This is a genomic window from Mesorhizobium sp. M1328 (genome assembly GCF_040318075.1).
Classification (GTDB): domain Bacteria; phylum Pseudomonadota; class Alphaproteobacteria; order Rhizobiales; family Rhizobiaceae; genus Mesorhizobium.
Genome location: NZ_JAMYLO010000002.1, coordinates 514,689 through 535,442, shown reverse-complemented (window position 1 = coordinate 535,442; position 20,754 = coordinate 514,689). Strand labels below are relative to the sequence as shown.

General features: G+C 62.2%; 21 protein-coding genes and 2 pseudogenes. 13 read left to right on the top strand and 10 right to left on the bottom strand.

Annotated features, from left to right (window positions below; genetic code table 11):
- Positions 1 to 32 precede the first annotated feature (32 nt).
- Positions 33 to 653 (top strand): hypothetical protein, encoded by a 621-nt coding sequence (locus NKH23_RS07160; protein ID WP_352713143.1) that lies wholly within the window; start codon positions 33 to 35, stop codon positions 651 to 653.
- 252 nt (positions 654 to 905) lie between these two features.
- Positions 906 to 1,841: a ribose-phosphate pyrophosphokinase gene (locus tag NKH23_RS07155; RefSeq protein WP_254819191.1), complete on the top strand. Its 936-nt coding sequence runs from the start codon at positions 906 to 908 to the stop codon at positions 1,839 to 1,841.
- A gap of 101 nt (positions 1,842 to 1,942) precedes the next feature.
- Here the strand turns inward: NKH23_RS07155 and NKH23_RS07150 are convergent, their stop codons facing one another.
- Positions 1,943 to 2,824 (bottom strand): AraC family transcriptional regulator, encoded by an 882-nt coding sequence (locus tag NKH23_RS07150; RefSeq protein WP_352912528.1) that lies wholly within the window; start codon positions 2,822 to 2,824, stop codon positions 1,943 to 1,945.
- Between the two features lie 129 nt (positions 2,825 to 2,953).
- Here NKH23_RS07150 and NKH23_RS07145 point away from each other — a divergent pair, with 129 nt between their 5' ends.
- A complete protein-coding gene (locus tag NKH23_RS07145) occupies positions 2,954 to 4,198 on the top strand; it encodes an MFS transporter (protein WP_352978805.1) in 1,245 nt (414 codons plus the stop codon).
- A 205-nt stretch (positions 4,199 to 4,403) separates the two neighbouring features.
- A pseudogene (locus NKH23_RS07140) lies at positions 4,404 to 5,152 on the top strand (SDR family oxidoreductase).
- Between the two features lie 59 nt (positions 5,153 to 5,211).
- Here NKH23_RS07140 and NKH23_RS07135 read toward each other — a convergent pair.
- Positions 5,212 to 5,298: pseudogene (locus tag NKH23_RS07135) on the bottom strand (alpha/beta fold hydrolase); the annotation flags it as partial.
- A gap of 224 nt (positions 5,299 to 5,522) precedes the next feature.
- Here NKH23_RS07135 and NKH23_RS07130 point away from each other — a divergent pair.
- The 7 genes from NKH23_RS07130 to NKH23_RS07100 all read left to right on the top strand — a co-directional run bounded on the left by NKH23_RS07130 (position 5,523) and on the right by NKH23_RS07100 (position 10,921).
- Positions 5,523 to 6,167 carry a 50S ribosomal protein L25/general stress protein Ctc gene (locus NKH23_RS07130; protein WP_352912530.1) on the top strand — a complete coding sequence of 215 codons (645 nt, stop codon included), beginning with the start codon at positions 5,523 to 5,525 and terminating at the stop codon, positions 6,165 to 6,167.
- A gap of 25 nt (positions 6,168 to 6,192) precedes the next feature.
- The gene (gene pth / locus NKH23_RS07125; protein ID WP_352912531.1) at positions 6,193 to 6,918 is read left to right on the top strand and encodes an aminoacyl-tRNA hydrolase; all 726 of its coding nucleotides are present in this window, start codon (positions 6,193 to 6,195) and stop codon (positions 6,916 to 6,918) included.
- 3 nt (positions 6,919 to 6,921) lie between these two features.
- Positions 6,922 to 7,485: a hypothetical protein gene (locus tag NKH23_RS07120; RefSeq protein ID WP_352978802.1), complete on the top strand. Its 564-nt coding sequence runs from the start codon at positions 6,922 to 6,924 to the stop codon at positions 7,483 to 7,485.
- 77 nt (positions 7,486 to 7,562) lie between these two features.
- Positions 7,563 to 8,666: a redox-regulated ATPase YchF gene (gene ychF / locus NKH23_RS07115; protein WP_352912533.1), complete on the top strand. Its 1,104-nt coding sequence runs from the start codon at positions 7,563 to 7,565 to the stop codon at positions 8,664 to 8,666.
- A 216-nt stretch (positions 8,667 to 8,882) separates the two neighbouring features.
- A complete protein-coding gene (corA, locus tag NKH23_RS07110; RefSeq protein ID WP_352912534.1) occupies positions 8,883 to 9,857 on the top strand; it encodes a magnesium/cobalt transporter CorA in 975 nt (324 codons plus the stop codon).
- 135 nt (positions 9,858 to 9,992) lie between these two features.
- Positions 9,993 to 10,454, top strand: a complete 462-nt coding sequence (locus NKH23_RS07105; protein ID WP_352466830.1) for a MaoC family dehydratase — start codon at positions 9,993 to 9,995, stop codon at positions 10,452 to 10,454.
- Positions 10,451 to 10,921: a MaoC family dehydratase gene (locus tag NKH23_RS07100; protein WP_352912535.1), complete on the top strand. Its 471-nt coding sequence runs from the start codon at positions 10,451 to 10,453 to the stop codon at positions 10,919 to 10,921. Before NKH23_RS07105 ends, NKH23_RS07100 begins: the two co-directional genes overlap by 4 nt.
- Before the next feature lie 47 nt (positions 10,922 to 10,968).
- Here the strand turns inward: NKH23_RS07100 and NKH23_RS07095 are convergent, their stop codons facing one another.
- From NKH23_RS07095 to petA, 4 genes are all read right to left on the bottom strand, one after another.
- Positions 10,969 to 11,514 carry an adenine phosphoribosyltransferase gene (locus NKH23_RS07095; RefSeq protein ID WP_254819181.1) on the bottom strand — a complete coding sequence of 182 codons (546 nt, stop codon included), beginning with the start codon at positions 11,512 to 11,514 and terminating at the stop codon, positions 10,969 to 10,971.
- 212 nt (positions 11,515 to 11,726) lie between these two features.
- Positions 11,727 to 12,599 carry a cytochrome c1 gene (locus NKH23_RS07090; protein ID WP_292662132.1) on the bottom strand — a complete coding sequence of 291 codons (873 nt, stop codon included), beginning with the start codon at positions 12,597 to 12,599 and terminating at the stop codon, positions 11,727 to 11,729.
- A gap of 89 nt (positions 12,600 to 12,688) precedes the next feature.
- The gene (locus tag NKH23_RS07085; protein ID WP_352488993.1) at positions 12,689 to 13,990 is read right to left on the bottom strand and encodes a cytochrome b; all 1,302 of its coding nucleotides are present in this window, start codon (positions 13,988 to 13,990) and stop codon (positions 12,689 to 12,691) included.
- Between the two features lie 16 nt (positions 13,991 to 14,006).
- Positions 14,007 to 14,567, bottom strand: coding sequence for a ubiquinol-cytochrome c reductase iron-sulfur subunit (petA, locus tag NKH23_RS07080; protein ID WP_352912537.1), 561 nt, complete (start codon positions 14,565 to 14,567; stop codon positions 14,007 to 14,009).
- A gap of 281 nt (positions 14,568 to 14,848) precedes the next feature.
- Here petA and NKH23_RS07075 point away from each other — a divergent pair, with 281 nt between their 5' ends.
- Positions 14,849 to 15,205: a cupin domain-containing protein gene (locus NKH23_RS07075; protein WP_352638465.1), complete on the top strand. Its 357-nt coding sequence runs from the start codon at positions 14,849 to 14,851 to the stop codon at positions 15,203 to 15,205.
- A gap of 28 nt (positions 15,206 to 15,233) precedes the next feature.
- On the opposite strand, the gene NKH23_RS07070 is transcribed toward NKH23_RS07075, so the two are convergent.
- From NKH23_RS07070 to NKH23_RS07055, 4 genes are read right to left on the bottom strand one after another with little or no spacing between them, the layout of a single operon-like run.
- Positions 15,234 to 15,548, bottom strand: coding sequence for a DUF6665 family protein (locus NKH23_RS07070; protein ID WP_352466824.1), 315 nt, complete (start codon positions 15,546 to 15,548; stop codon positions 15,234 to 15,236).
- Between the two features lie 22 nt (positions 15,549 to 15,570).
- Complete coding sequence (locus NKH23_RS07065) at positions 15,571 to 17,454, bottom strand: ABC transporter ATP-binding protein (RefSeq protein ID WP_352912538.1); 1,884 nt, start codon at positions 17,452 to 17,454, stop codon at positions 15,571 to 15,573.
- Positions 17,451 to 19,340, bottom strand: coding sequence for an ABC transporter ATP-binding protein (locus NKH23_RS07060; RefSeq protein WP_352912539.1), 1,890 nt, complete (start codon positions 19,338 to 19,340; stop codon positions 17,451 to 17,453). Before NKH23_RS07060 ends, NKH23_RS07065 begins: the two co-directional genes overlap by 4 nt.
- Positions 19,341 to 19,366: 26 nt before the next feature.
- On the bottom strand, positions 19,367 to 19,909 hold the full coding sequence (locus NKH23_RS07055) for a hypothetical protein (RefSeq protein WP_352912540.1): 543 nt from the start codon (positions 19,907 to 19,909) through the stop codon (positions 19,367 to 19,369).
- A 283-nt stretch (positions 19,910 to 20,192) separates the two neighbouring features.
- Here NKH23_RS07055 and NKH23_RS07050 point away from each other — a divergent pair, with 283 nt between their 5' ends.
- Positions 20,193 to 20,651: a tRNA (cytidine(34)-2'-O)-methyltransferase gene (locus NKH23_RS07050; RefSeq protein WP_352912541.1), complete on the top strand. Its 459-nt coding sequence runs from the start codon at positions 20,193 to 20,195 to the stop codon at positions 20,649 to 20,651.
- Positions 20,652 to 20,754: the final 103 nt, after the last annotated feature.

The window sequence follows — 20,754 nt, the reverse complement described above, 5'->3', positions numbered from 1 at the left end:
GGGGCGTTCGTCGCCAAGGAGTTTTCAGGCTAATGAGACGATCGCATGTGACGACCGTGTCATTGCTCGTGGGGCTGGCACTGGTGGCCTGCACCAATGCGAAGGACGTTCTCGAACCCTCGGCCATTGCCCCGCAATCGACGCAATCGCTCTCCGGAGCCGGAGCTGCCGCAACACCCCCCTCAACTCCGGCTCAGCCTGCCGGCACCGCGCAAACTGCAGGTACAGCGCAGCCTTCCGCTGCAGCAGCCGTGCCGCCCGCCAAAAGCGCGGCTGCCATTGCGCGGACCCGGCTGCAGGTGGCGCCGATCGTCGGCGCCTCGGTAGAAGCCGCGACACCGCTGACCGCCGAGCTTCAGACACGCGCCAGGCAGCGCGGCATCACCTTGGCCGGCAGCACCGACCAGACCCCAACGCATGTGCTCAAGGGCTATTTCTCGACCATGACGGAAGGCAAGGACACCACCGTCATCTACGTCTGGGACATCTATGACCCGGCCGGCAACCGGCTGCATCGCATCAATGGCCAGCAGAAGGCGCCGTCCGTCGGTGGCGGTGAAGGCTGGGCGGCGGTTGCGCCGGCGACCATGCAGGCCATTGCCGACCAGACAATCGACCAGTTCGCCACCTGGCTTGGCGGTGGCGCCGGCTGACCTGGAGCATGATTCCAAAAGTGGAATCCGGTTTTCGGAAAAGACCATGCTCAAACACAAAGATAGCGCCAGCCCGATTCCGCCGGCATGGAACTGGCTCTATCGCCGCATGCTCAAGCCGTAAGCGTTTATTGAGATTAGCCGGCGGATTCCCATTCACGACGCTTGCAATACCGGCGCGGGCCGCTAAAAGCCCGACTAAGAGGCTGGAGTGTCTATCGGAGTCTCTCAATCCTTCGCCAGGAACGGTGCATGAAGCTCTTCGCGGGCAATTCCAACAGGGTGCTGGCCGAATCAGTCGCCCGCTACCTCAACATTCCGCTGGGCAAGGCCAGCGTCAGGCGCTTCGCTGACCAGGAAATCTTCGTCGAGATCCAGGAGAATGTGCGCGGCGAGGACGTCTTCATCCTGCAGTCCACCTCGTTCCCGACCAACGATCATCTGATGGAACTGCTCATCATGATTGATGCCTTCATGCGCTCCTCGGCCAAGCGCATCACTGCGGTTATTCCTTATTTCGGCTATGCCAGGCAGGATCGCCGTGCCTCTGGCCGCACGCCGATCTCGGCCAAGCTGGTCGCCAACATGATCACGAGGGCGGGCGTCGACCGGGTGCTGACCCTGGATCTCCATGCCGGCCAGATTCAAGGCTTCTTCGACATCCCGACCGACAATCTGTTTTCCGTGCCGGTCATGGCCCGCGACGTGAAGGCGAAATACAAGCAGCTTGCCAATGTCATGGTTGTGTCGCCGGATGTCGGCGGCGTGGTCCGCGCCCGCGCGCTCGCCAAGCGCATCGACGCCCAGCTTGCCATCGTCGACAAGCGCCGCGAGCGCCCCGGCGAATCGGAAGTCATGAACGTCATCGGTGACGTGCGCGGCAAGGATTGCCTGTTGATCGACGACATCATCGATTCGGGCGGCACGCTGTGCAATGCGGCCGATGCGCTGCTTGCCGACGGCGCCACCAGTGTCACCGCCTATACTACCCATGGCGTTTTGTCCGGCGGCGCCATCGCCCGCATCGGCGCCTCGAAACTGCAGGAACTGGTCATTACCGATTCCATCCAGCCGACCCAGGCAGTGCTCGACGCCGCCAATATCCGGGTCATCTCCATCGCCGAACTGATGGGTGAGGCGATCTCGCGCACGGCGACCGAGGAATCGGTGTCGAGCCTGTTCGATTAATGCGTATCGCGCAAAAGTGTGCAGCGGTTTTGCGATAACGAACATGCATAAAAACAAGAACCCAAAGCGCGTCGCATGAGGCCGGTCGAACGCGACGCGCTTTAGGACTGCGACTCAGGCCGAGCCGGACCGCTTATTCGCCGCACACCTTCGCCAGCATCACGGGCGCCGCGCATATAACCGCGTGGCGAGGCTCCCAGCATGCGCTTGAACATGGTGATGAAGGCCGGCACACTGTCATAGCCGAGATCGAGCGCCACCCTTGTGATCGGTTCGCCGTCGGCCAGCCGCGGCAGCGCCGCGAACAGGCAGGCCTGCTGGCGCCAGGTCGACAGCGACAATCCGGTCTGGCGATGAAAGGCGCGAGTGAAAGAGCGGCGGCTCATGCCGACGATAGCGGCCCATTCATCGATCGTCGCATGCGGTGACGGTGCCGAGACGAAGCGCCGGCACAGCGCTGCCAGCCTTGCGTCGGACGGGAACGGCAGTCCGAGTGGCCGTTCCGGCAGGTTCGGGATTTCGTGCAGCAGGAGCTTCATGATCAGCCCACCCCGCCCCTCCAACTCGGCGCCCTGCGGCAGCTTTTCCGATTCCACGATCAGGCTGTGCATCAGGTCGGTGATGCCGACAACGCGCAACCTGTCCGGCAGGCCGGGAATGGCCTCCGGCATCACATAGACGGAGCGCATGCTGACGTCGCCCAGCATCTCGACGGAATGTTCGGTGCCGGCGGGGATCCACATCGCGTGGTCCGGAGGCACCATCCAGCGCCCATGCCGCGTCGTTACCAGCACGACCCCGACCAGCGCGTGCAGCAACTGGCTGCGGCTGTGATGGTGCCGTGGCACATGATACCCGTCCGGATATTCGGTCGGCAGCGCCACTGCCGGCCCGACGGCCTGCTCCAGCCATTGCCAGCGACGCTCATGCAACAGCCCGAGATCGGTGTCGCCCGCTCTGAACATTTCCCTGCCATGCGGCATCAGCTATGGCCCACTTGCGAAACTATTGGACCAAACCACGAAAGAAGTCGCGTGACAAGCAACGTATAAGGCAGCCGGCCTATAAGACCGACTGCGGGAGCGCCCGCCAAAAAGACCACGGAGCCTGCCTTGACCGATACCACAGCAACCGCCGACGCCAAGCCGGCAGCGGCCAGCCACATTTCAGCTCAGGCGACGGCCTTCACCGTTATCCTGGCGGTGAGCTTCTGCCATTGCATCAACGACATCATGCAGTCGCTGCTGTCGGCGATCTATCCGCTGCTGAAGGACAATTACGGTCTCGATTTCTGGCAGATCGGCCTTTTGACTTTCACCTTCCAGGTGACCGCATCCTTGCTGCAGCCGGTGATCGGCATGATCACCGACAAGCGGCCGATGCCCTATTCGCTGCCTTACGGCATGGCGTCTTCGTTGATCGGGCTGGTCGTGCTGGCCTATGCCGGACATTACACGCTGCTCCTCATCGGTGCCTCGCTGATCGGCATCGGCTCGGCGATCTTCCATCCGGAATCCTCGCGCATCGCCCGCTTCGCCTCCGGCGGCCGGTTCGGTCTTGCACAGTCGCTGTTCCAGGTCGGCGGCAATTTCGGCCAGGCGATGGGGCCGCTGCTGGCAGCCTTCATCGTCGTGCCCTTCGGCCAGACCAGCATCGCGTGGTTTGCCGGCGGCTCGTTGATCGGCATCATCGTGCTGTGGCAGGTCGGCGGCTGGTACAGCCGGCTGCGCGCCGCAATCGGCAACCGCAAGGCGGCAAGCTTCGTTTCGCCCTTCCCACGCCGCAGGGTGATGAGTGCACTGCTGGTGCTGACGCTGCTGGTACTGACCAAGAACGCCTATATTTCCAGCCTTGCCAGCTACTACACCTTCTATTCCATCCACAAATTCGGCGTTTCGGTGCAGATGTCGCAGGTCATGCTGTTCCTGTTCCTCGGCGCCTCGGCTCTGGGCATCCTGCTCGGCGGCCCGTTCGGCGATCGCTACGGACAGAAGGCGATGATCTGGTTCTCGATCGTCGGCGTGCTGCCCTTCACGCTGGCCTTGCCCTACGCCAATTTCGAGTGGACGATGGTGCTGACCGTGCTGATCGGCCTGATCTTGTCCTCGGCCTTCTCGAACATCGTCGTCTTCGCCCAGGAGCTGGTGCCCGGCCGGGTCGGCATGATCGCCGGCATCTTCTTCGGCTTCGCCTTCGGCATGGGCGGCATCGCGGCCGCCGTGCTTGGCGTCGTCGCCGACATGAAAGGCATCGATTTCGTCTTCCAGGTCTGCTCGTATTTGCCGCTACTCGGGCTACTGACGGTCCTCCTGCCTAACATGAAGGAAGCGAGGAAGGTGGAGGCGGCGGCCAGCTAAAAATCAGTTCATCTTTCGGAATTGATACGAGGGCGCGGCAGTTGCCGCGCCCTCGATGATTCCTTCACCATACGCCGGGTGAAAAGCCTGTTAGAGAGGGTCACCCCTGAAGGCAAAATTTTGGTCAGCAACGCCTTCAAGTTGAACATACCGGGCTCAGCCCAGATGCTGCGCAGCGCTCCGCGCCAGGAAAGGCAATTCGCTTATGTCCAGACTAAAAGGCAAGGTCGCATTGATTACCGGCGGTACCAGCGGCATCGGCCTGGTGACGGCGCGACGTTTCATCGAGGAAGGTGCGCGCGTCGCTATCACCGGAACCAATGCGAGCCGTCTCGAGGAGGCGCGCACCATCCTCGGCAGTGATGTGCTTGTCATTGCCGCCGACGCCGGAGATGCTGCTGCCCAGAACGACATAGCGCGGCGGATCGAGGAAACCTTCGGCAAGCTCGACGCTCTCTTCCTCAATGCCGGTATCGCCGACCTGCGCCCGCTTGGCGACTGGACCGAGGCCGCGTTTGACAGGAGCATCGATGTCGACCTCAAGGGGCCGTACTTCCTGGTCAAGGCGCTCGTTCCGCTGTTTTCGAACCCGTCGTCGATCATCCTCAGCGGCTCGGTCAACGCACATATGGGAATGGCTGGAACGCACGTCTATGCGCTGGCCAAGGCCGGCATGATTTCGCTCGCCGGACGCTCTCGGGCGAACTGATAGAACGCGGTATTCGCGCCAATGTGATCAGCCCGGGTCCGATCGACACGCCGCTCAACGACAAACTTGGGCTGGACCCCGAAGCGGCGAAGGCGCGCGCGAAAGCTGTGGTCGGCCTGGTGCCCGCCCGTCGTTTCGGAACCGCCGAGGAAATTGCCAACGCAGTGGTCTTTCTTGCTTCGGACGAATGCCCGTTCATGGTCGGTGCGGAAATGCTGATCGATGGCGGCTTGAGCATCGCCTGACATCGGCACGACCTGACACAAGAACACCCGGGTGTTTTTTTGTTACGTTCTGAAAGGCCTTACGCCCTGAAGAAGGCCAGCAGGTCGGCGTTGATGACATCGGCATGGGTGGTTGCCATGCCATGGGGGAAACCCTTGTAGACCTGTGCCTGCCATGGCTTGCACCTCGCGCCGCCTTCCGCTATAGAGCCGCCACCCGCGTAGACACCCTTGGAGGCAACGCGGCGGAAGGCCGCCTTCCCGCATGATCCCGAAAAGTGGATTCCGGTTTTCGGACCAGGTCATGCGTTAGCTATGTCGGCTTTCGACGTTTACGGCCCCGGCACATTGCCGGCCGCGAACGCTCCAGAACAACGCGAAAGGAAATGCCATGAGCCACGATACTTACGAGCTCAAGGCCGAGGCGCGCGAACAGGTCGGTAAGGGGTCCGCCCGTGCAGTTCGCCGCAACGGTAAAGTGCCTGCAGTGATTTACGGCGACAAGCAGCCTCCCCTGGCGATTGCGCTGACCTACAAGGACATCTACTACAAGATCCATGGCGGCGGGTTTCTGACCACGGTCGCCACGATCGATGTCGACGGCAACAAGATCCAGGTTCTGCCCAAGGACTTCCAGCTCGACCCGGTCAAGGATTTCCCGGTCCATGTCGATTTCCTGCGCATCGGCAAGGACACCGAAGTCAATGTCGACGTGCCCGTGCACTTCATCAATGAAGACAGGTCGCCCGGCATCAAGCGCGGCGGCGTGCTCAACATCGTGCGCCACGAGGTCGAGTTCCACTGCCCGGCCAATGCGATCCCGGATTTCATCACCATCGATCTCACCGGTACCGATATCGGCGATTCGATCCACATTTCGGCCGTCACCTTGCCGGCCGGCGTCAAGCCGGTGATCTCCGACCGCGACTTCACCATCGCGACCATTGCCGGCTCCTCGGCGATGAAGCCGGAGGCTGCAGAAGAGACGACTGAAGTGGCTGCGCCCGAAGCGGCTCCTGCCGCCGAAGAGAAGTAACCCCCCTTCCCGCCCGGAGGCGACGATGCTTGTCTTTGCAGGCCTCGGCAATCCGGGCGCGAAATACGCCAACAACCGGCACAATGTCGGCTTCATGGCGGCGGACGCGATCGCCCGCCGCCATTCCTTTTCGCCTTGGTCGAAGAAATTCCAGGGCCTGATCGCCGAAGGCACGCTTGCGGGCGAAAAGGTGATCCTGATCAAGCCGCAGACCTTCATGAACCTGTCCGGCCAGGCGGTCGGCGAAGCCTTGCGCTTCTACAAGCTCGGCCCTTCGGCACTGACTGCCTTCTATGACGAGATCGACCTTGCCGCCGGCAAGGTGCGGGTCAAGGTCGGTGGCGGTTCCGGCGGCCACAACGGTATCCGCTCGCTCGACCAGCACGTCGGCAAGGATTTTCGCCGTGTGCGCATCGGCGTCGGCCACCCCGGGGTCAAGGAAATGGTGCATGGCCATGTGCTCGGCGATTTCGCCAAGGCCGACCGCGAGTGGCTGGAGGTGCTGCTCGACGCTATCGCCGACGATGCCGGATTGCTTGCCAAGGGCGACGACAATTCCTTCATGAACCGCGTGACGCTGGCGCTGCGCGACAAGCTCACGCCGACCGGCGACGACGACCGCCCGCCGCCCAAGGCGCCAAAGGCGCAAAGCCACGTCCGCCAGGCACGGCCGCAGCAGCCGGCGGCCAAGCTGCCCGAAACCGGCCCGATGGCGGCTATGCTGAAGAAGCTTTTTGGCGGCAAGGACTGAGCCATGGATCTGGATGACGTTCAGGAATTGGTCCGTCTCATCAGACAGAAGTATGTTGATTATTTCGTCGCCGCTGCCGGCGAACTTGCTCGCAACAGCCAAGGGTCGCATGCAACCGAGATCAAGTTTTCGAATGTCGATTCGTTCTATCGAAATCTCATCGCGGTTGATTTCGTCGGCAATGACGGACAGCCAAATCCACAATTCATCAATAGCGAAACCTATGTGAAATTCTCTCCGGATATTCACGCCGGGATTGGTGGAATGGATGTCCTCGTCTCACCGTTCAAATGGGACGAGGTTCATTTAAAATTCCCCGTAAATGAGCTCGACGGCGATCTCTTCGACGAATGGTTTCGCGGCTGGTTCGATATCGATGGCGAGCGTGAAACATCGGAGACCGTCGGAAACATCATTCACAGTGTGCAATTGCTCGACGGGCAACTGACGATCGATTTCGGAACCGCCGAGGTCGACGCGTTCTGGCATCTCCTGCAAATACTGAGCAGGTCCGGTGTCCGCTCGTTGGCCATAGGCACCGATGGCGTCGCGCAGCGTCTGAATTGAATTGCTCCTTGACGATCATCGGCGCTTTCGCCCATAGCCCTGATCAAATTTCGATTTCCCGATAGGACCAGACAAAAATGGGTTTCAAATGCGGCATCGTTGGCTTGCCCAATGTCGGCAAGTCGACGCTCTTCAATGCGCTGACCAGGACGGCGGCGGCGCAGGCCGCCAATTATCCGTTCTGCACCATCGAACCGAACACCGGCGAGGTGGCGGTGCCCGACCCGCGCCTGCAGAAGATCGCCGCGATCGGCAAGTCGAAGGAGATCATCCCGACCCGCATCTCGTTCGTCGACATTGCCGGCCTGGTGCGTGGCGCCTCGAAAGGCGAAGGGCTTGGCAACCAGTTCCTCGCCAACATCCGTGAGGTCGACGCCATCGTCCATGTGCTGCGCTGCTTCGAGGATGACGACATCACCCATGTCGAGGGCCGCATCGATCCTGTCGCCGATGCCGAGACCGTCGAGACCGAATTGATGCTTGCCGATCTCGACAGCCTCGAGCGCCGCATCGTGCAGATTCGCAAGCGTGCCGCCGGCAAGGACAAGGAAGCAGCGACCGTACTTCCGATGATGGAAGCGGCGCTTGAACTGCTGCAGGCCGGCAAGCCCGCCCGCATCCTGCTCAACGGCATCTCGGCTGAGGATCTGGGCATCCTGCAGGGGCTGAATCTCTTGACCTCACACCCGGTGCTTTACGTCTGCAACGTCGCGGAAGCCGATGCCGCCACCGGCAACGCGCATACCAGCGCTGTCGAGAACATGGCCGCCGCGCAAGGTGCCCGCACCGTCGTGATTTCCGCGGCGATCGAGGCCGAGGTCGCCCAGCTCTCGGACGAAGAGGAAATGGAATTCCTGGCAACGCTCGGTCTGGACGAACCCGGCCTGAACAAGGTCATCCGCGCCGGCTACGAGCTGCTCCAGCTCATCACCTACTTTACCGTCGGGCCCAAGGAGACGCGCGCCTGGACCGTGCACAAGGGCGCCAAGGCGCCGCAGGCGGCAGGCGTCATCCACACCGATTTCGAGCGCGGCTTCATCCGCGCCCAGACCATCGCTTATGACGACTTCGTCAGGCTGGGCGGCGAAGTGGCGGCCAAGGAGGCCGGCAAGGCGCGCGACGAAGGCAAGGAGTATGTCGTCCAGGACGGCGACATCATGCTGTTCAAGTTCAACACCTGACCGCGAGGGAGCCCAATGGTCACCATTGCCGTCGCTCGATGACAAACTTCAAAGCAGGGGTGTCGCAGTGCCTCTTGCGCTGCTTGACGGGCCGTCGTGCTGGGTCTAAGGGGCCTCTGCACCGGCCTCGCGCCTCACCTGCCCGTGTCCGTGCGATCTGACTGACGCGCCCCCTCCAAACGAACGCTCTTTGGCAACAGCAAGGGAGACCCGGCGATGATCAAGGCCTTCGTCGTCGACAATGATCGCCTGCGCCTGGTCGACGATCTCCTGCAAAACAGCGACACTGTCGTCTGGGTCGACCTCTTCAACCCGACAAAGGAAGAAGAGACGACAATCGAGACCTGGCTCGGCATCGCCGTTCCGACCCGCGAAGAGATGGAAGAGATCGAGATCTCGAGCCGTCTCTACGTCGAGGACGGCGCCTACTTCATGACCGCCATTCTGCCTGCACAGACCGAGGTGGACGATCCGTTGATGTCGCCGGTTACCTTCGTGCTCGCCGGCAGCAGGCTGATCACCGTGCGGTACCACGAACCGAAGGCGTTTAAGACCTTTCCGCTGCGCGCCGAGAAGGTAGCGACCGGTTGCAACAGCGGCGACACCATCCTGATCGGATTACTGGAGGCGATCGTCGACCGCCTCGCCGACATTCTGGAGCGCGCCGGCCGCGACGTCGAGGCGATCTCGCGCGACATCTTCGAGGCACGCTCGACCAAGGTTTCCAAGCGCAACCGCGACTTCCAGGAGCTGTTGAAAGGCATTGGCCGCAAGGAGGACCTCGCCTCCTCGATCCGCGACAGCCTGATCTCGCTGCAGCGCCTTGCCGGCTTCCTCGCCCATGCCTCCACGCAGACCAGGATGAGCAAGGATACCCGCGCCCGCATCAAGACCTTGTCGCGCGACGTGCTGTCGCTCGCCGACCACGCCACGTTCCTGTCGCAGAAGATTAGCTTCCTGCTCGACGCGACGCTCGGCATGATTTCGATCGAGCAGAACGCCATCATCAAGATCTTCTCCGTCGCCGCTGTCATCTTCCTGCCGCCGACGCTTGTCGCGTCGATCTACGGCATGAATTTCGACATCATCCCCGAGCTCAAATGGCACTTTGGCTATCCCTTTGCCATCGGCATGATGGTGCTTTCGGCAATCCTGCCCTTCTGGTATTTCCGCCGCCGCGGCTGGCTGTAGGGTCATCAATACCTCCGCTGCGGCTTGGGCGCAGCGGGCTGGCGCAGTAGAAATTGCTTGACCAAACGCCACCCTGCCTGCATCCGGGACCCCGACCCGTAGCGATCGTACAATCCTGAACAGGATCTCCAGACCATGACCGCAAAGACCTGGGCTTATGAGGATTTTGTCGAGGGCGCTTCGCTCGACCTCGGCACCAAGCTGGTAAGTGCCGCCGAAATCATAGAATTCGCCGGCGAGTTCGACGCCCAGCCGATGCATCTCGACGAGGCAGCGGGCAAGGCCAGTATCCTCGGCGGGCTGGCGGCTTCGGGCTGGCACACCTGCGCCATGTTCATGCGCATGCTGTGCGATGCCTTCCTGCTCGACTCTACTTCCCAGGGCGCGCCGGGCGTCGACCAGGTCAAATGGAAACGGCCGGTCCTGGCCGGCGACCTGTTGAGCGGCAGCACCACCGTCCTTGCCAAGCGCCTGTCCAGATCGAAGCCCCGGCTTGGCCTGGTGACCATGCGCAGCGAGTTGTTCAACCAGCGCGGCGAAGGTGTTTTCGAGCTCGAAAACACCGTCATGTTCCTCACCCGCGAGGGCAGTGCGTGAGCCTCGACGAATTCTTCTGCATCGGTATCACCGTCACGCTCGGTTCGCATCGATTCGAACCGGAGGCGATCAAGGCTTTCGCCCGCAAATACGACCCGCAGATATTCCATATCGACGAAGAGGCGGCGAGGAACAGCATATTCGGCGGGCTCTGCGCCTCGGGCTGGCACACCGCCGCCACCTGGATGAAATTGAACCTCGAGGCTGGCATGGAGGCAGAGGTCGCCCGCTGGCCCGGCCCCGGGCCGGTGCCGGAATTCGGCCCCTCGCCCGGCTTCAAGAACCTCAAATGGCCCAAACCTGTCTATGCCGGGGAAACCGTGACTTTCACCCGCACCGCGCTGGCCCATCGCCCCATTGCCTCGCGACCGGGCTGGCGGCTGCTGACGCTCCGCTCAGAGGCCTTCGATTCGACCGGCGACAAGGTCATCGAATTCGAAAGTGCCGTGCTGGTGAAGGTGGGGTGAGCGGAGTTCTTCCCTTCTCCCACAACAAGGGGAGAAGGAAGAAACGCTCAATGCCCCTCAAACCCGATCAGCGTCCTCACCGGCACGCCGAGCGCCTCTAGCCTCTCTCGGCCGCCAAGGTCCGGCAGGTCGATGACGAAGCAGGCGGCGAGAATGTCGGCGCCGATTTGCCGCAATAGCTTGACGGCCGCCTCGGCCGTGCCGCCGGTGGCGATCAAATCGTCGACGAGGATTACCTTCTCGCCTGGAGAAACACCGTCCTTGTGCATCTCCATCTCGTCCAGCCCGTATTCCAGGCTGTAGGCGACGCGCACCGTCTCGTAAGGCAGCTTGCCCTTCTTGCGGATCGGCACGAAGCCGGCCGAGAGCTGGTGGGCGATGGCGCCGCCGAGGATGAAGCCGCGCGCCTCGATGCCGGCGATCTTGTCGATCTTCAGGCCGGCATAGGGATGCACCAATTCGTCGATGGCGCGGCGGAAGGCCCGCGCATTGCCGAGCAGCGTGGTGATGTCGCGAAACAGGATGCCCGGCTTGGGATAATCCGGAATGGTGCGGATCGCGGCAAGCAGCGTCTCTTCGAGCGAGGATTTCATCAAGCGGCTCTCCGGGCCATTCAGATTCGGCTGAAGACGTGAAAGGAATTGGCCAATCGTAACCCGGTGCAGCTAAGTCCGGCTACCGCCATGTGACGCCTGACGGAAAATTGTCCGACAAAGGGCCTGCTCTGCGCCGGCAGCGATGAATCGACATGCCTGCAATGAAAAGGGCGCCTTTCGACGCCCTCGCATTCTCGTATATCGCGGGTTCAGTGCGCCACGCCGGCCCACACCTTGCGCTTGGTCAGGTAGACCAGCGCACCGAACAGCAGCAGGAAGACCAGTACGCGAAAGCCGGTCTTCTTACGGTCCTCGAGGTGTGGCTCGGCCGCCCACATCAGGAAGGCCGACACGTCCCGCGAATATTGATCGACCGTCTGCGGCGCGCCGTCATCATAAGTAACCTGGCCGTCGGAGAGCGGCTTCGGCATCTTCAGCGACACGCCGGATAGGAAGTACGGATTGTAGTGCGTACCTTCCGGTATGACCATGCCCGCCGGCGGTTGTTGGTCGTAGCCGGTCAGCAGCGAGTGGATGTAGTCGGGACCGCCCTGGGCATACTGCGTAAAGATGTCGAACACGAAGCGCGGAAAGCCGCGCTCGATGCCGCGCGCCTTGGCCAGCAGCGACATGTCGGGCGGTGCTGCGCCGCCATTTGCCGCCGCCGCCGCTTCCGCATTGGGGAACGGCGCTGGGAAATGGTCGGACGGCTTGCCGGGACGATCGAACATGTCGCCGGCATCGTTCGGTCCGTCATGGATCGTATATTCGGCCGCCAGCGTCTTGATCTGCGCATCCGAATAGCCAAGGCCCTCCAGAGTACGGAACGCCACCAAATTCATCGAATGGCAGGCCGAGCAGACTTCCTTATAGACCTTCAGCCCGCGCTGCAGCTGCGCCTTGTCATAGGTGCCGAAAGGCCCGGCGAAGCTCCAATCCATTTCCTTCGGTTCGTGTATCGGGAAATGCGTCGGCGCCGCCTCATTGTGCGCCTCTTCCTGGGCGTTGGCTCCAGTGCCCGCGACCCCAATGCCCGCGGCCACAAGGCCAAGCAGCGCCAGCGAGGTGAGAATCTTCTTCATGCCAAATCCCCTTGAGATTCTCTGACGCGCTGTCACCGTCTCGAGCATGACCTTGTCCGAGTACCGGTTTCCACTTTTCGGAATCATGCTCAGCCCTTGGTTTCCGGCGCGGCCGTGGCGCCGGCAGGATGTCCACCGCCGCCCTTGTTCTTCTCGAGCACCGCCTCGGTGATCGAATTCGGCAGCCGCCGCGGCTTTTCGATCAGCCCGAGCACCGGCAGCGCTACCAGGAAGAAGGCGAAGTAGAACAGCGTCGCCATCTGCGCCATGAACACATAGCTGCCCTCGGCCGGCTGCGAACCCAGCCAGCCCAGCAGGATGGAGTCGGCTACGAACAGCCAGAAGAAGAGCTTATACCAGGGCCGGTAGACCGCCGAGCGCACTTTTGAGGTGTCGAGCCACGGCACCAGGAACAGCATGACGATCGCCCCGAAAAGGCAGAGCACGCCGCCAAGTTTGGAGTTGATCGGCCCGATATTGAAGGTGATGGCGCGCAGGATCGCGTAGAACGGCAGGAAGTACCATTCCGGGACGATGTGGGCCGGCGTCTTCAGCGGGTTGGCGACGGTGTAATTGTCCGGATGGCCGAGATAGTTCGGCAGGTAGAAGACGAAATAGGCGAAGACGAACAGGAACACGATCATGCCGAACCCGTCCTTGATGGTCGCGTAAGGCGTGAAGGCGAGCGTGTCGGTCTTCGATTTGACCTCGATGCCGGTCGGATTGTTCTGGCCGACGACATGAAGCGCCCAGATGTGCAGCACGACGACGCCGGCGATCATGAACGGCAAAAGGTAATGCAGCGCAAAGAAACGATTCAGCGTCGGATTGTCGACGGCGAAGCCGCCGAGGAGAAGCTGCTGGATCCAGTCACCAACCAGCGGTATGGCGGTGAAGAAGCCGGTGATGACGGTAGCGCCCCAGAACGACATCTGTCCCCAGGGCAGCACATAGCCCATGAACCCGGTCGCCATCATCAGCAGGTAGATGATGCAGCCGAGGATCCACAGCAACTCGCGCGGCGCCTTGTAGGAGCCGTAGTAGAGTCCACGGAAAATATGGATGTAGACGGCGATGAAGAAGAACGACGCGCCGTTAGAATGCATGTAGCGCAGCAGCCAGCCGGAATTGACGTCGCGCATGATCTTCTCGACCGAATCGAAGGCGAGAGTGCTGTCGGCCGCATAGTGCATGGCCAGTACGATACCGGTCAGGATCTGCGCCGCCAGCATAAGCGCTAGGATGCCGCCGAAGGTCCATGCATAGTTCAGGTTGCGCGGCACCGGATAGGCGATGAAGCTGTCATAGACCAGCCGCGGCAGCGGCATGCGGGAATCGAACCAGCGTCCGATGCCAGTCTTGGGCGTATAGGTCGAGTGTCCCTCGCTCATGGAAATATCCCCTGCCTCAGCCGATACGGATCTTGGTGTCGGAAATGAACTGGAACACCGGTACCGCCATGTTCTCGGGTGCCGGACCTTTGCGAATGCGGCCGGCGGTATCGTATACGGAACCGTGGCACGGGCAGAACCAGCCGCCGAAATCGCCTTCCTGGCCAAGCGGGATGCAGCCAAGATGGGTGCAGACCTGGACCATCACCATCCAGGCTTCCTTGCCCGGCGTGGTGCGGTTGGCGTCGGTTGCCGGCGCATCGGCCGGCAGGTTGGCGTTGCGGGCGATTGGATCCTTGAGCTCGGCGAGATTGACCGCCTCGCCGTCCTTCATCTCTTTTTCGGTGCGGTTGCGCACGACCACCGGCTTGCCGCGCCACTTCACAACGAGCGACATTCCTGGCGTCAGCGAAGAGACGTCGACCTCAACCGAGGCGAGCGCCAGCGTCGAGGCATCCGGACGCATCTGGTCGATGAACGGCCAGGCGACGGCGCCCGCGCCGACCACCGCGGCCATGCCGGTGGCGACGTAGAGAAAATCACGACGGTTGGGATCCTGGGTGTCGGTTGCGCTCACGGGTGCCTGATCCTTTCGCCTCTTCCGTGCCGGCGGCCGAGCCTTGTTCCCCGCTCAATCGCGCCGGCCCGACAGCGCATGGCGAACAGGCTAGCGAATTCCTCCGGCATTTGGGACTTGGGTTTATGCGTGAAGCCTGTTTTTGTCCAGACGGGTGAAGGCACAAGGGCAGATTGTCGCGGGGACGTAATTCGCACGGCGGAGCGATTGGAAAACAGCAGCAAAACCAAATGGCTGCGTTCGCCTCGACAGCTGGCGCTGGCCCGGTTTATCCTCGGCCTATGGCGCATGTCATAGACCGCGACAAATGGGCCGAAGCGCCCGACCGCTGGCCCGACCACTGGCAGGGCGAGCTGCAAGGCGGAGCTTACGGCTCGAACAGCTGCCTGATCTTCAACTACCTGCCCGAAATCGGCGGCGGCCCCAGGCTGCACAGCCATCCCTATTGCGAGATTTTTATCATCCGGACTGGGACCGGCTTGTTCACCGTCGGCGACCGGCAGATCGAGGCCACCGCCGGCCAGATCCTGATCGTACCGCCGAACACGCCGCACAAATTCACCAATCTCGGGCCAGGCCCGCTGGAAACCACCGACATACACGAGAACGGCAGCTTCATCACCGAGTGGCTGGAATAACGCCTCCCGAACCAATTTCCGGTTCGGATCATGCGCTGGCGCCGAGCCTGGCCAGCACGGCCTTGGGAATGTTGTATTCCCGGATCACCGCGTCGTGCTTGCGCAAGCCGCAGAGTTCGCGCTGGATGAAATAGCCGTGCACCGCTTCGGCTGCGTCCCTGAGCAGCCGGGCTCGATCGTCGCTGTCGCAATTCTCGCGCAGCCTCGTCAGTGTTTCCTCGACGCGCCGGCCGGCACGGCCGAGCGCTGCCGCCTTTTCGCCGAGGATTTCGTGGCCAAGCAGGTCCAACGCGCTCTCCTGCGCGCCGGACCGTCCGAAATTCGATGGCATTCTCACCGCCATGGTCTACTCCGGTTTGTAGAAACTACTCTGCCGGCCGGGTCTCGGCCAGCGCGCTCTCTTCGTTGAACAGGAAGCCGCCGGACTGCCGCTTCCACAGCCTTGCATAGAGCCCGTCGAGCGCGACCAGCTCGTCATGCGTGCCTTGCTCGACGATGCGGCCCTGGTCGAGCACCACCAACCGGTCGAGTGCCGCGATGGTCGACAGCCGGTGCGCGATGGCGATGACCGTCTTGCCTTCCATCAGCCTTGCCAGATTTTCCTGGATCGCCGCCTCGATGTCGGAATCGAGCGCCGAGGTCGCCTCATCGAGCACCAGGATCGGTGCGTCCTTGAGGAAGACGCGGGCGATCGCCACGCGCTGGCGCTGGCCGCCGGAGAGCTTGACGCCGCGCTCGCCGACATAGGCCTCATAGCCAATACGATCGCGATTGTCGCGCAGACCGAGGATGAACTCGTGCGCCTCGGCCTTCTCCGCTGCCGCGACCACCTCGGCGTCGGTCGCTTCCAGCATGCCGAGCTTGATGTTGTCGCGCAGCGAGCGGTGGAAAAGTGCCGTATCCTGGCTGACGACGCCGATATTGGCGCGCAGCGAGTTCTGCGTGACCCTGGAGACGTCCTGCCCGTCAATGGTGATCTTGCCGCTCTCGAGGTCGTAGAGGCGCAGGATCAGATTGACCAAGGTCGTCTTGCCGGCGCCGGACGGTCCGACCAGCCCGACCTTTTCGCCCGACCGCACCACCAAGTCGATGCCGTTGAGCACGCCGAACCCCTTGCCGTAGTGGAACTCGACGTTGCTTACGTCGATGCGGCCGCCGCCGATGACAAGCTCTTTCGCGTCCGGTGCATCGGTCAGGCCGAGCGGCTGCGAGATCAGCGCCTTGGAGTTTTCCAGCACGCCGAGGTTCCGCAATATGCTGTTGAGCTGCATCATCAGCCGACCGAGCAGCATGTTCAGCCGCAACACCAACGACAGCGTGAAGGCCACGGCGCCGACGGTGATCGTGCCCTCGACCCAGAGATAAACGGCAAAGCAGGCGATCGCGGTGATCATGATCCCCGACAGCATCGTCAGCGCCATGCGCACGCCGGTCAGCCGGCGGGTGAACGGGCGCAGCGCGTCGAGATAGATGTCGAAGCCGTTCCTGATATAGCGGTCGTCGCCATCGGCGGAGAACAGTTTCAGCGTCTGCACGTTCGAATAGGAATCGACGATGCGGCCGGTGATCATCGAGCCGGCTTCGGCGGTGGCTTCGGCATGCTTGCGGATCGCCGGCACATAGCGTCTGGCCAGCAGGCCGAAGGCGGTAATCCAGATCACCACCAGCACCGCCAGCCGGAGGTCGAGCCCGGCGACCAGCGCCAGCGTCGTCACCGTATAGACGACCATGAACCAGACGACCTCGATGAAGCTTTCCATCAGATCGCCGGTCGCCTGTCCCGCCTGCCAGACCTTGGTCGCGATACGTCCGGCAAAGTCGTTCTGGAAGAAGGCGTAGGATTGGCGCGAGACATGGCGATGCGCCTGCCAGCGCACCAGATTGTAGAAACCCGGCGTGATCGTCTGCTCGTCAACCAGCGCCGACAGGCCGACGACGATGGTGCGGATGACCAGCACCACGGCAATCATGAAGACAAGTTCCGGGCCGGCGGCAGTCCACAGCGCGTGCCAGCTGCGTTCGCCGGGAAGCTGGTCGAGGATGTCGACCAGCCGCCCGACGAAATAGAACAATCCGGCTTCGACCAGCGGCGCGATGCCGCCGATCACCAGCATGGCGAAGAAGGCGATCTTCGCCTGCCCGACATAGTGCCAGAGGAAACCCCTGACGCCGGCAGGTGGCCGAAGGTCCGCGGGCTCCCGGAATGGATAGACCCAGTTCTCGAACCAGCGGTAGATGGCAGTCATCATTCGGCGGCTTCACCCTTGGCGAGTGCATCGTTGGCGGCTGCATCGTTGGCAGAGGGGCCGTCGTCGAGCAGGAAGCCGCCCGACTGGCGCTGCCAAAGCTGGGCGTAGAGCCCGCCTTTGGCAACGAGTTCCTCATGCGAACCTTCCTCGATGACGCGGCCTTTGTCCATGACGACGAGGCGGTCCATGGCTGCGATCGTCGACAGCCGGTGGGCAATGGCGATGACGGTCTTGCCTTGCATGAGCTTGTAGAGGTTCTCCTGGATGGCCGCCTCGGCCTCGGAATCGAGGGCGGAGGTCGCCTCGTCGAGGATGAGGATCGGCGCGTCCTTCAGCATGACACGGGCTATGGCGATGCGTTGCCGCTGGCCGCCGGACAATTTGACGCCGCGATCGCCGACATGCGCGTCGAAACCCTTGCGGCCGCTCGAATCCGACAACCCGGCAATGAAATCCAGCGCCTCGGCGCGCCGCGCCGCCTCGATCAGCATCTCGTTGCTGGCGTCCGGCCGGCCATAGAGGATATTCTCGCGTACCGAGCGATGCAGCAGCGAGGTGTCCTGCGTGACCATGCCGATCTGGGCGCGCAGCGAGTCCTGCGCCACCGCCGCGATGTCCTGGCCGTCGATCAGGATCTTGCCGCTTTCGAGGTCGTAGAAGCGCAACAGAAGATTGACCAGCGTCGACTTGCCGGCACCCGAACGGCCGACGATGCCGACCTTCTCGCCCGGCTTCATCGTCAGCGACAGGCTTTCGATCACGCCCTTCTGCTTGCCGTAGTGGAAGCGGATGTCCTCAAAACGGATCTCCCCCTTGGTCACGGCAATATCCTTGGCGCCAGGCCGGTCTTCGACGAGGCGCGGCAGCGAAATCGAGCTGATGCCATCCTGCACCGTGCCGATATTCTCGAACAGCGTCGACATCTCCCACATGATCCATTGCGACATGCCCCAGAGCCGCAGCACGAGGCCGATGACCAGGGCGACCGCGCCGATCGTCACGGCTTGGCCGAGCCACAGCCATAGCGAGATTGCGGTGACCGAAAACAACAGCAGCGAATTCAGGACATAGAGCAACCCGTAGAGCTGTGTCACCAGCCGCATCGACCGGTAGACCGTATCGAGAAAGCCGGCCATACCGTCCTTGGCGAAGGATGCCTCGCGCCGCGCATGCGAGAACAGCTTGACCGTCTGGATGTTGGAGTAGCTGTCGACGACCCGGCCGGTCATGGTCGAGCGCGCATTGGCCTGCTCCTCGCCGACCTGGCCCAGCCGCGGGATGAAATAGCGCAACAGCAGGACATATCCGGCAAGCCAGACGGCAAGCGGCGCAGCCAGCCGCCAGTCTGCCGAGCCGACAATGAACATCATGCCAAGAAAATAGACGACGATGTAATTGAGCACGTCGATGAGCTTGATGACGCATTCGCGCACCGCGAGCGCCGTCTGCATCAGCTTGGTCGCGATGCGCCCGGCGAACTCGTCCTGATAGAAGCTCATCGACTGCTTGAGCAGATAGCGATGCACCTGCCAGCGGATGCGCATCGGATAGTTGCCCATCAGCGTCTGCTGGTTGAGCAGCGAATGGAACCAGACCGTCGCCGGCAGCGCGAAAACCACAATGAAGGCCATGCCGGCCAGCTTCAAGCTCTCGGTCTGCAGGAACGTCTCGCGATTCTGCGCCGACAGCCAGTCGACGATCCGGCCCATGAAGCCGAACATCCACACCTCGGCAAGCGCGATGGCCGTCACTAGCACCGCATCGAGAGCGATGTAGGGCCACGCGCCGCGCGTATAATGCACGCAGAAGGCGATCAGTGTCCTTGGCGGCTCGACCGGCTCCTTGGCAGGGAACGGATCGAGCCTTTTTTCAAACCAGCTAAACATAGTGATGCTCACAATATTGGTTCCGCTCACGCGGCACGGGAACGGACGAGGTGCCCAGACCGCATGGCGTCAAGGACCGGCGATACGGAATCGTCCGCCTCGCCGGTCCTGCTTCGCGCTATATAGGTTGTCGCGGGCCTTTCGCCGACAGTCTCGTTTGACGATGCTGACGACGTTTTGACGATCCGGATTTTCGCGCCGGTTTTTGCACCAGGCCGGATCAGCCTGATGATCCGGCGCACCAGCGACGGCCGGCTATGGTCCGGAACGGCGCGCGAGAAATCGACGTCCGGCAGCATGCCGCGATGCGGACGCCGGCGAGTCTCGGCGTGAACCGCTGACGAGTAGGTCTCGCCGATCAAAAGCGCCCAAGTCGCAGTCTTGCGCTCGTGCAGGCTTCTTGAGCCGGGTATTCTACAGGGATCGAACATCGGTCCGTCCTCCAGTTGAAGATGCAGATAGAAGGGTGAACCAACCCAGGCCGCGGGCACGCGCAGCGCGGCAAAGGTCACATCGGTCGAAGTGTGTTCAGGTGGGGCGTTCAGCCCCTTCCACAGCTTGAAAAACATCGCAGGATTCCTTCAAAGGCCGAAAAAGGTTTCGGCGGGAATCGGTGCGATTGAAGTCTAGAAGGTCAGGAGAATCGTCGTACCGAATCCGCCATCGGGCTGGTAAGCCCACGAGAGGGGTGGTGGATGTGCATGGCCATCATGAATTACCCCTCCATCGGTTCGGGTTGACAATGCTGGCCGTATAACCGACTTCGCAGAAAATGACCACCCGCCAGTCCAGGAATTTCCAAAACCGCGAGAGCTCTGTGGCTGATCTGCCACTTATTAGAAAGACGCGGAAATGAACGACCGTCTCCGCATCGCGCTCTACCAGCCGGATATCGCCGGCAATACCGGGACAATCCTGCGCTTCGCCGCTTGCCTCGGTCTCGGCGTCGACATCATCGAACCGACCGGCTTCCCGCTCTCCGACCGGGCGCTGAAACGGGCCGGCATGGACTATCTCGAAATGGCGGCGCTCACCCGGCATGTCGACTGGCACGCCTTCGATGACTGGCGCAAACTTGGCAAGCGGCGGCTGGTGCTGCTGTCGACCAAAGCCGCTGTCGCCTACACGGATTTCGTCTTCGCCACCGATGACATTCTCCTGTTCGGCCGCGAATCCGCAGGCGTGCCGGATGCCGTCCACGAGGCGGCGGATGCGCGACTGATCATCCCGATGCAGCCCGGCGCGCGCAGCATCAACGTCGCGCTTTCCGTTGCGATGGTGGCGGCCGAGGCGATCCGGCAGCTCCGCTAGGATGTGTACGCGATCGCCGGCCGTAGCGACCAAGGCGTCGTCCTCACGCAACACTGCGTCCTCTCCGGTCATTCTCATCCAGACGCACATCGCCTTCTCCTGC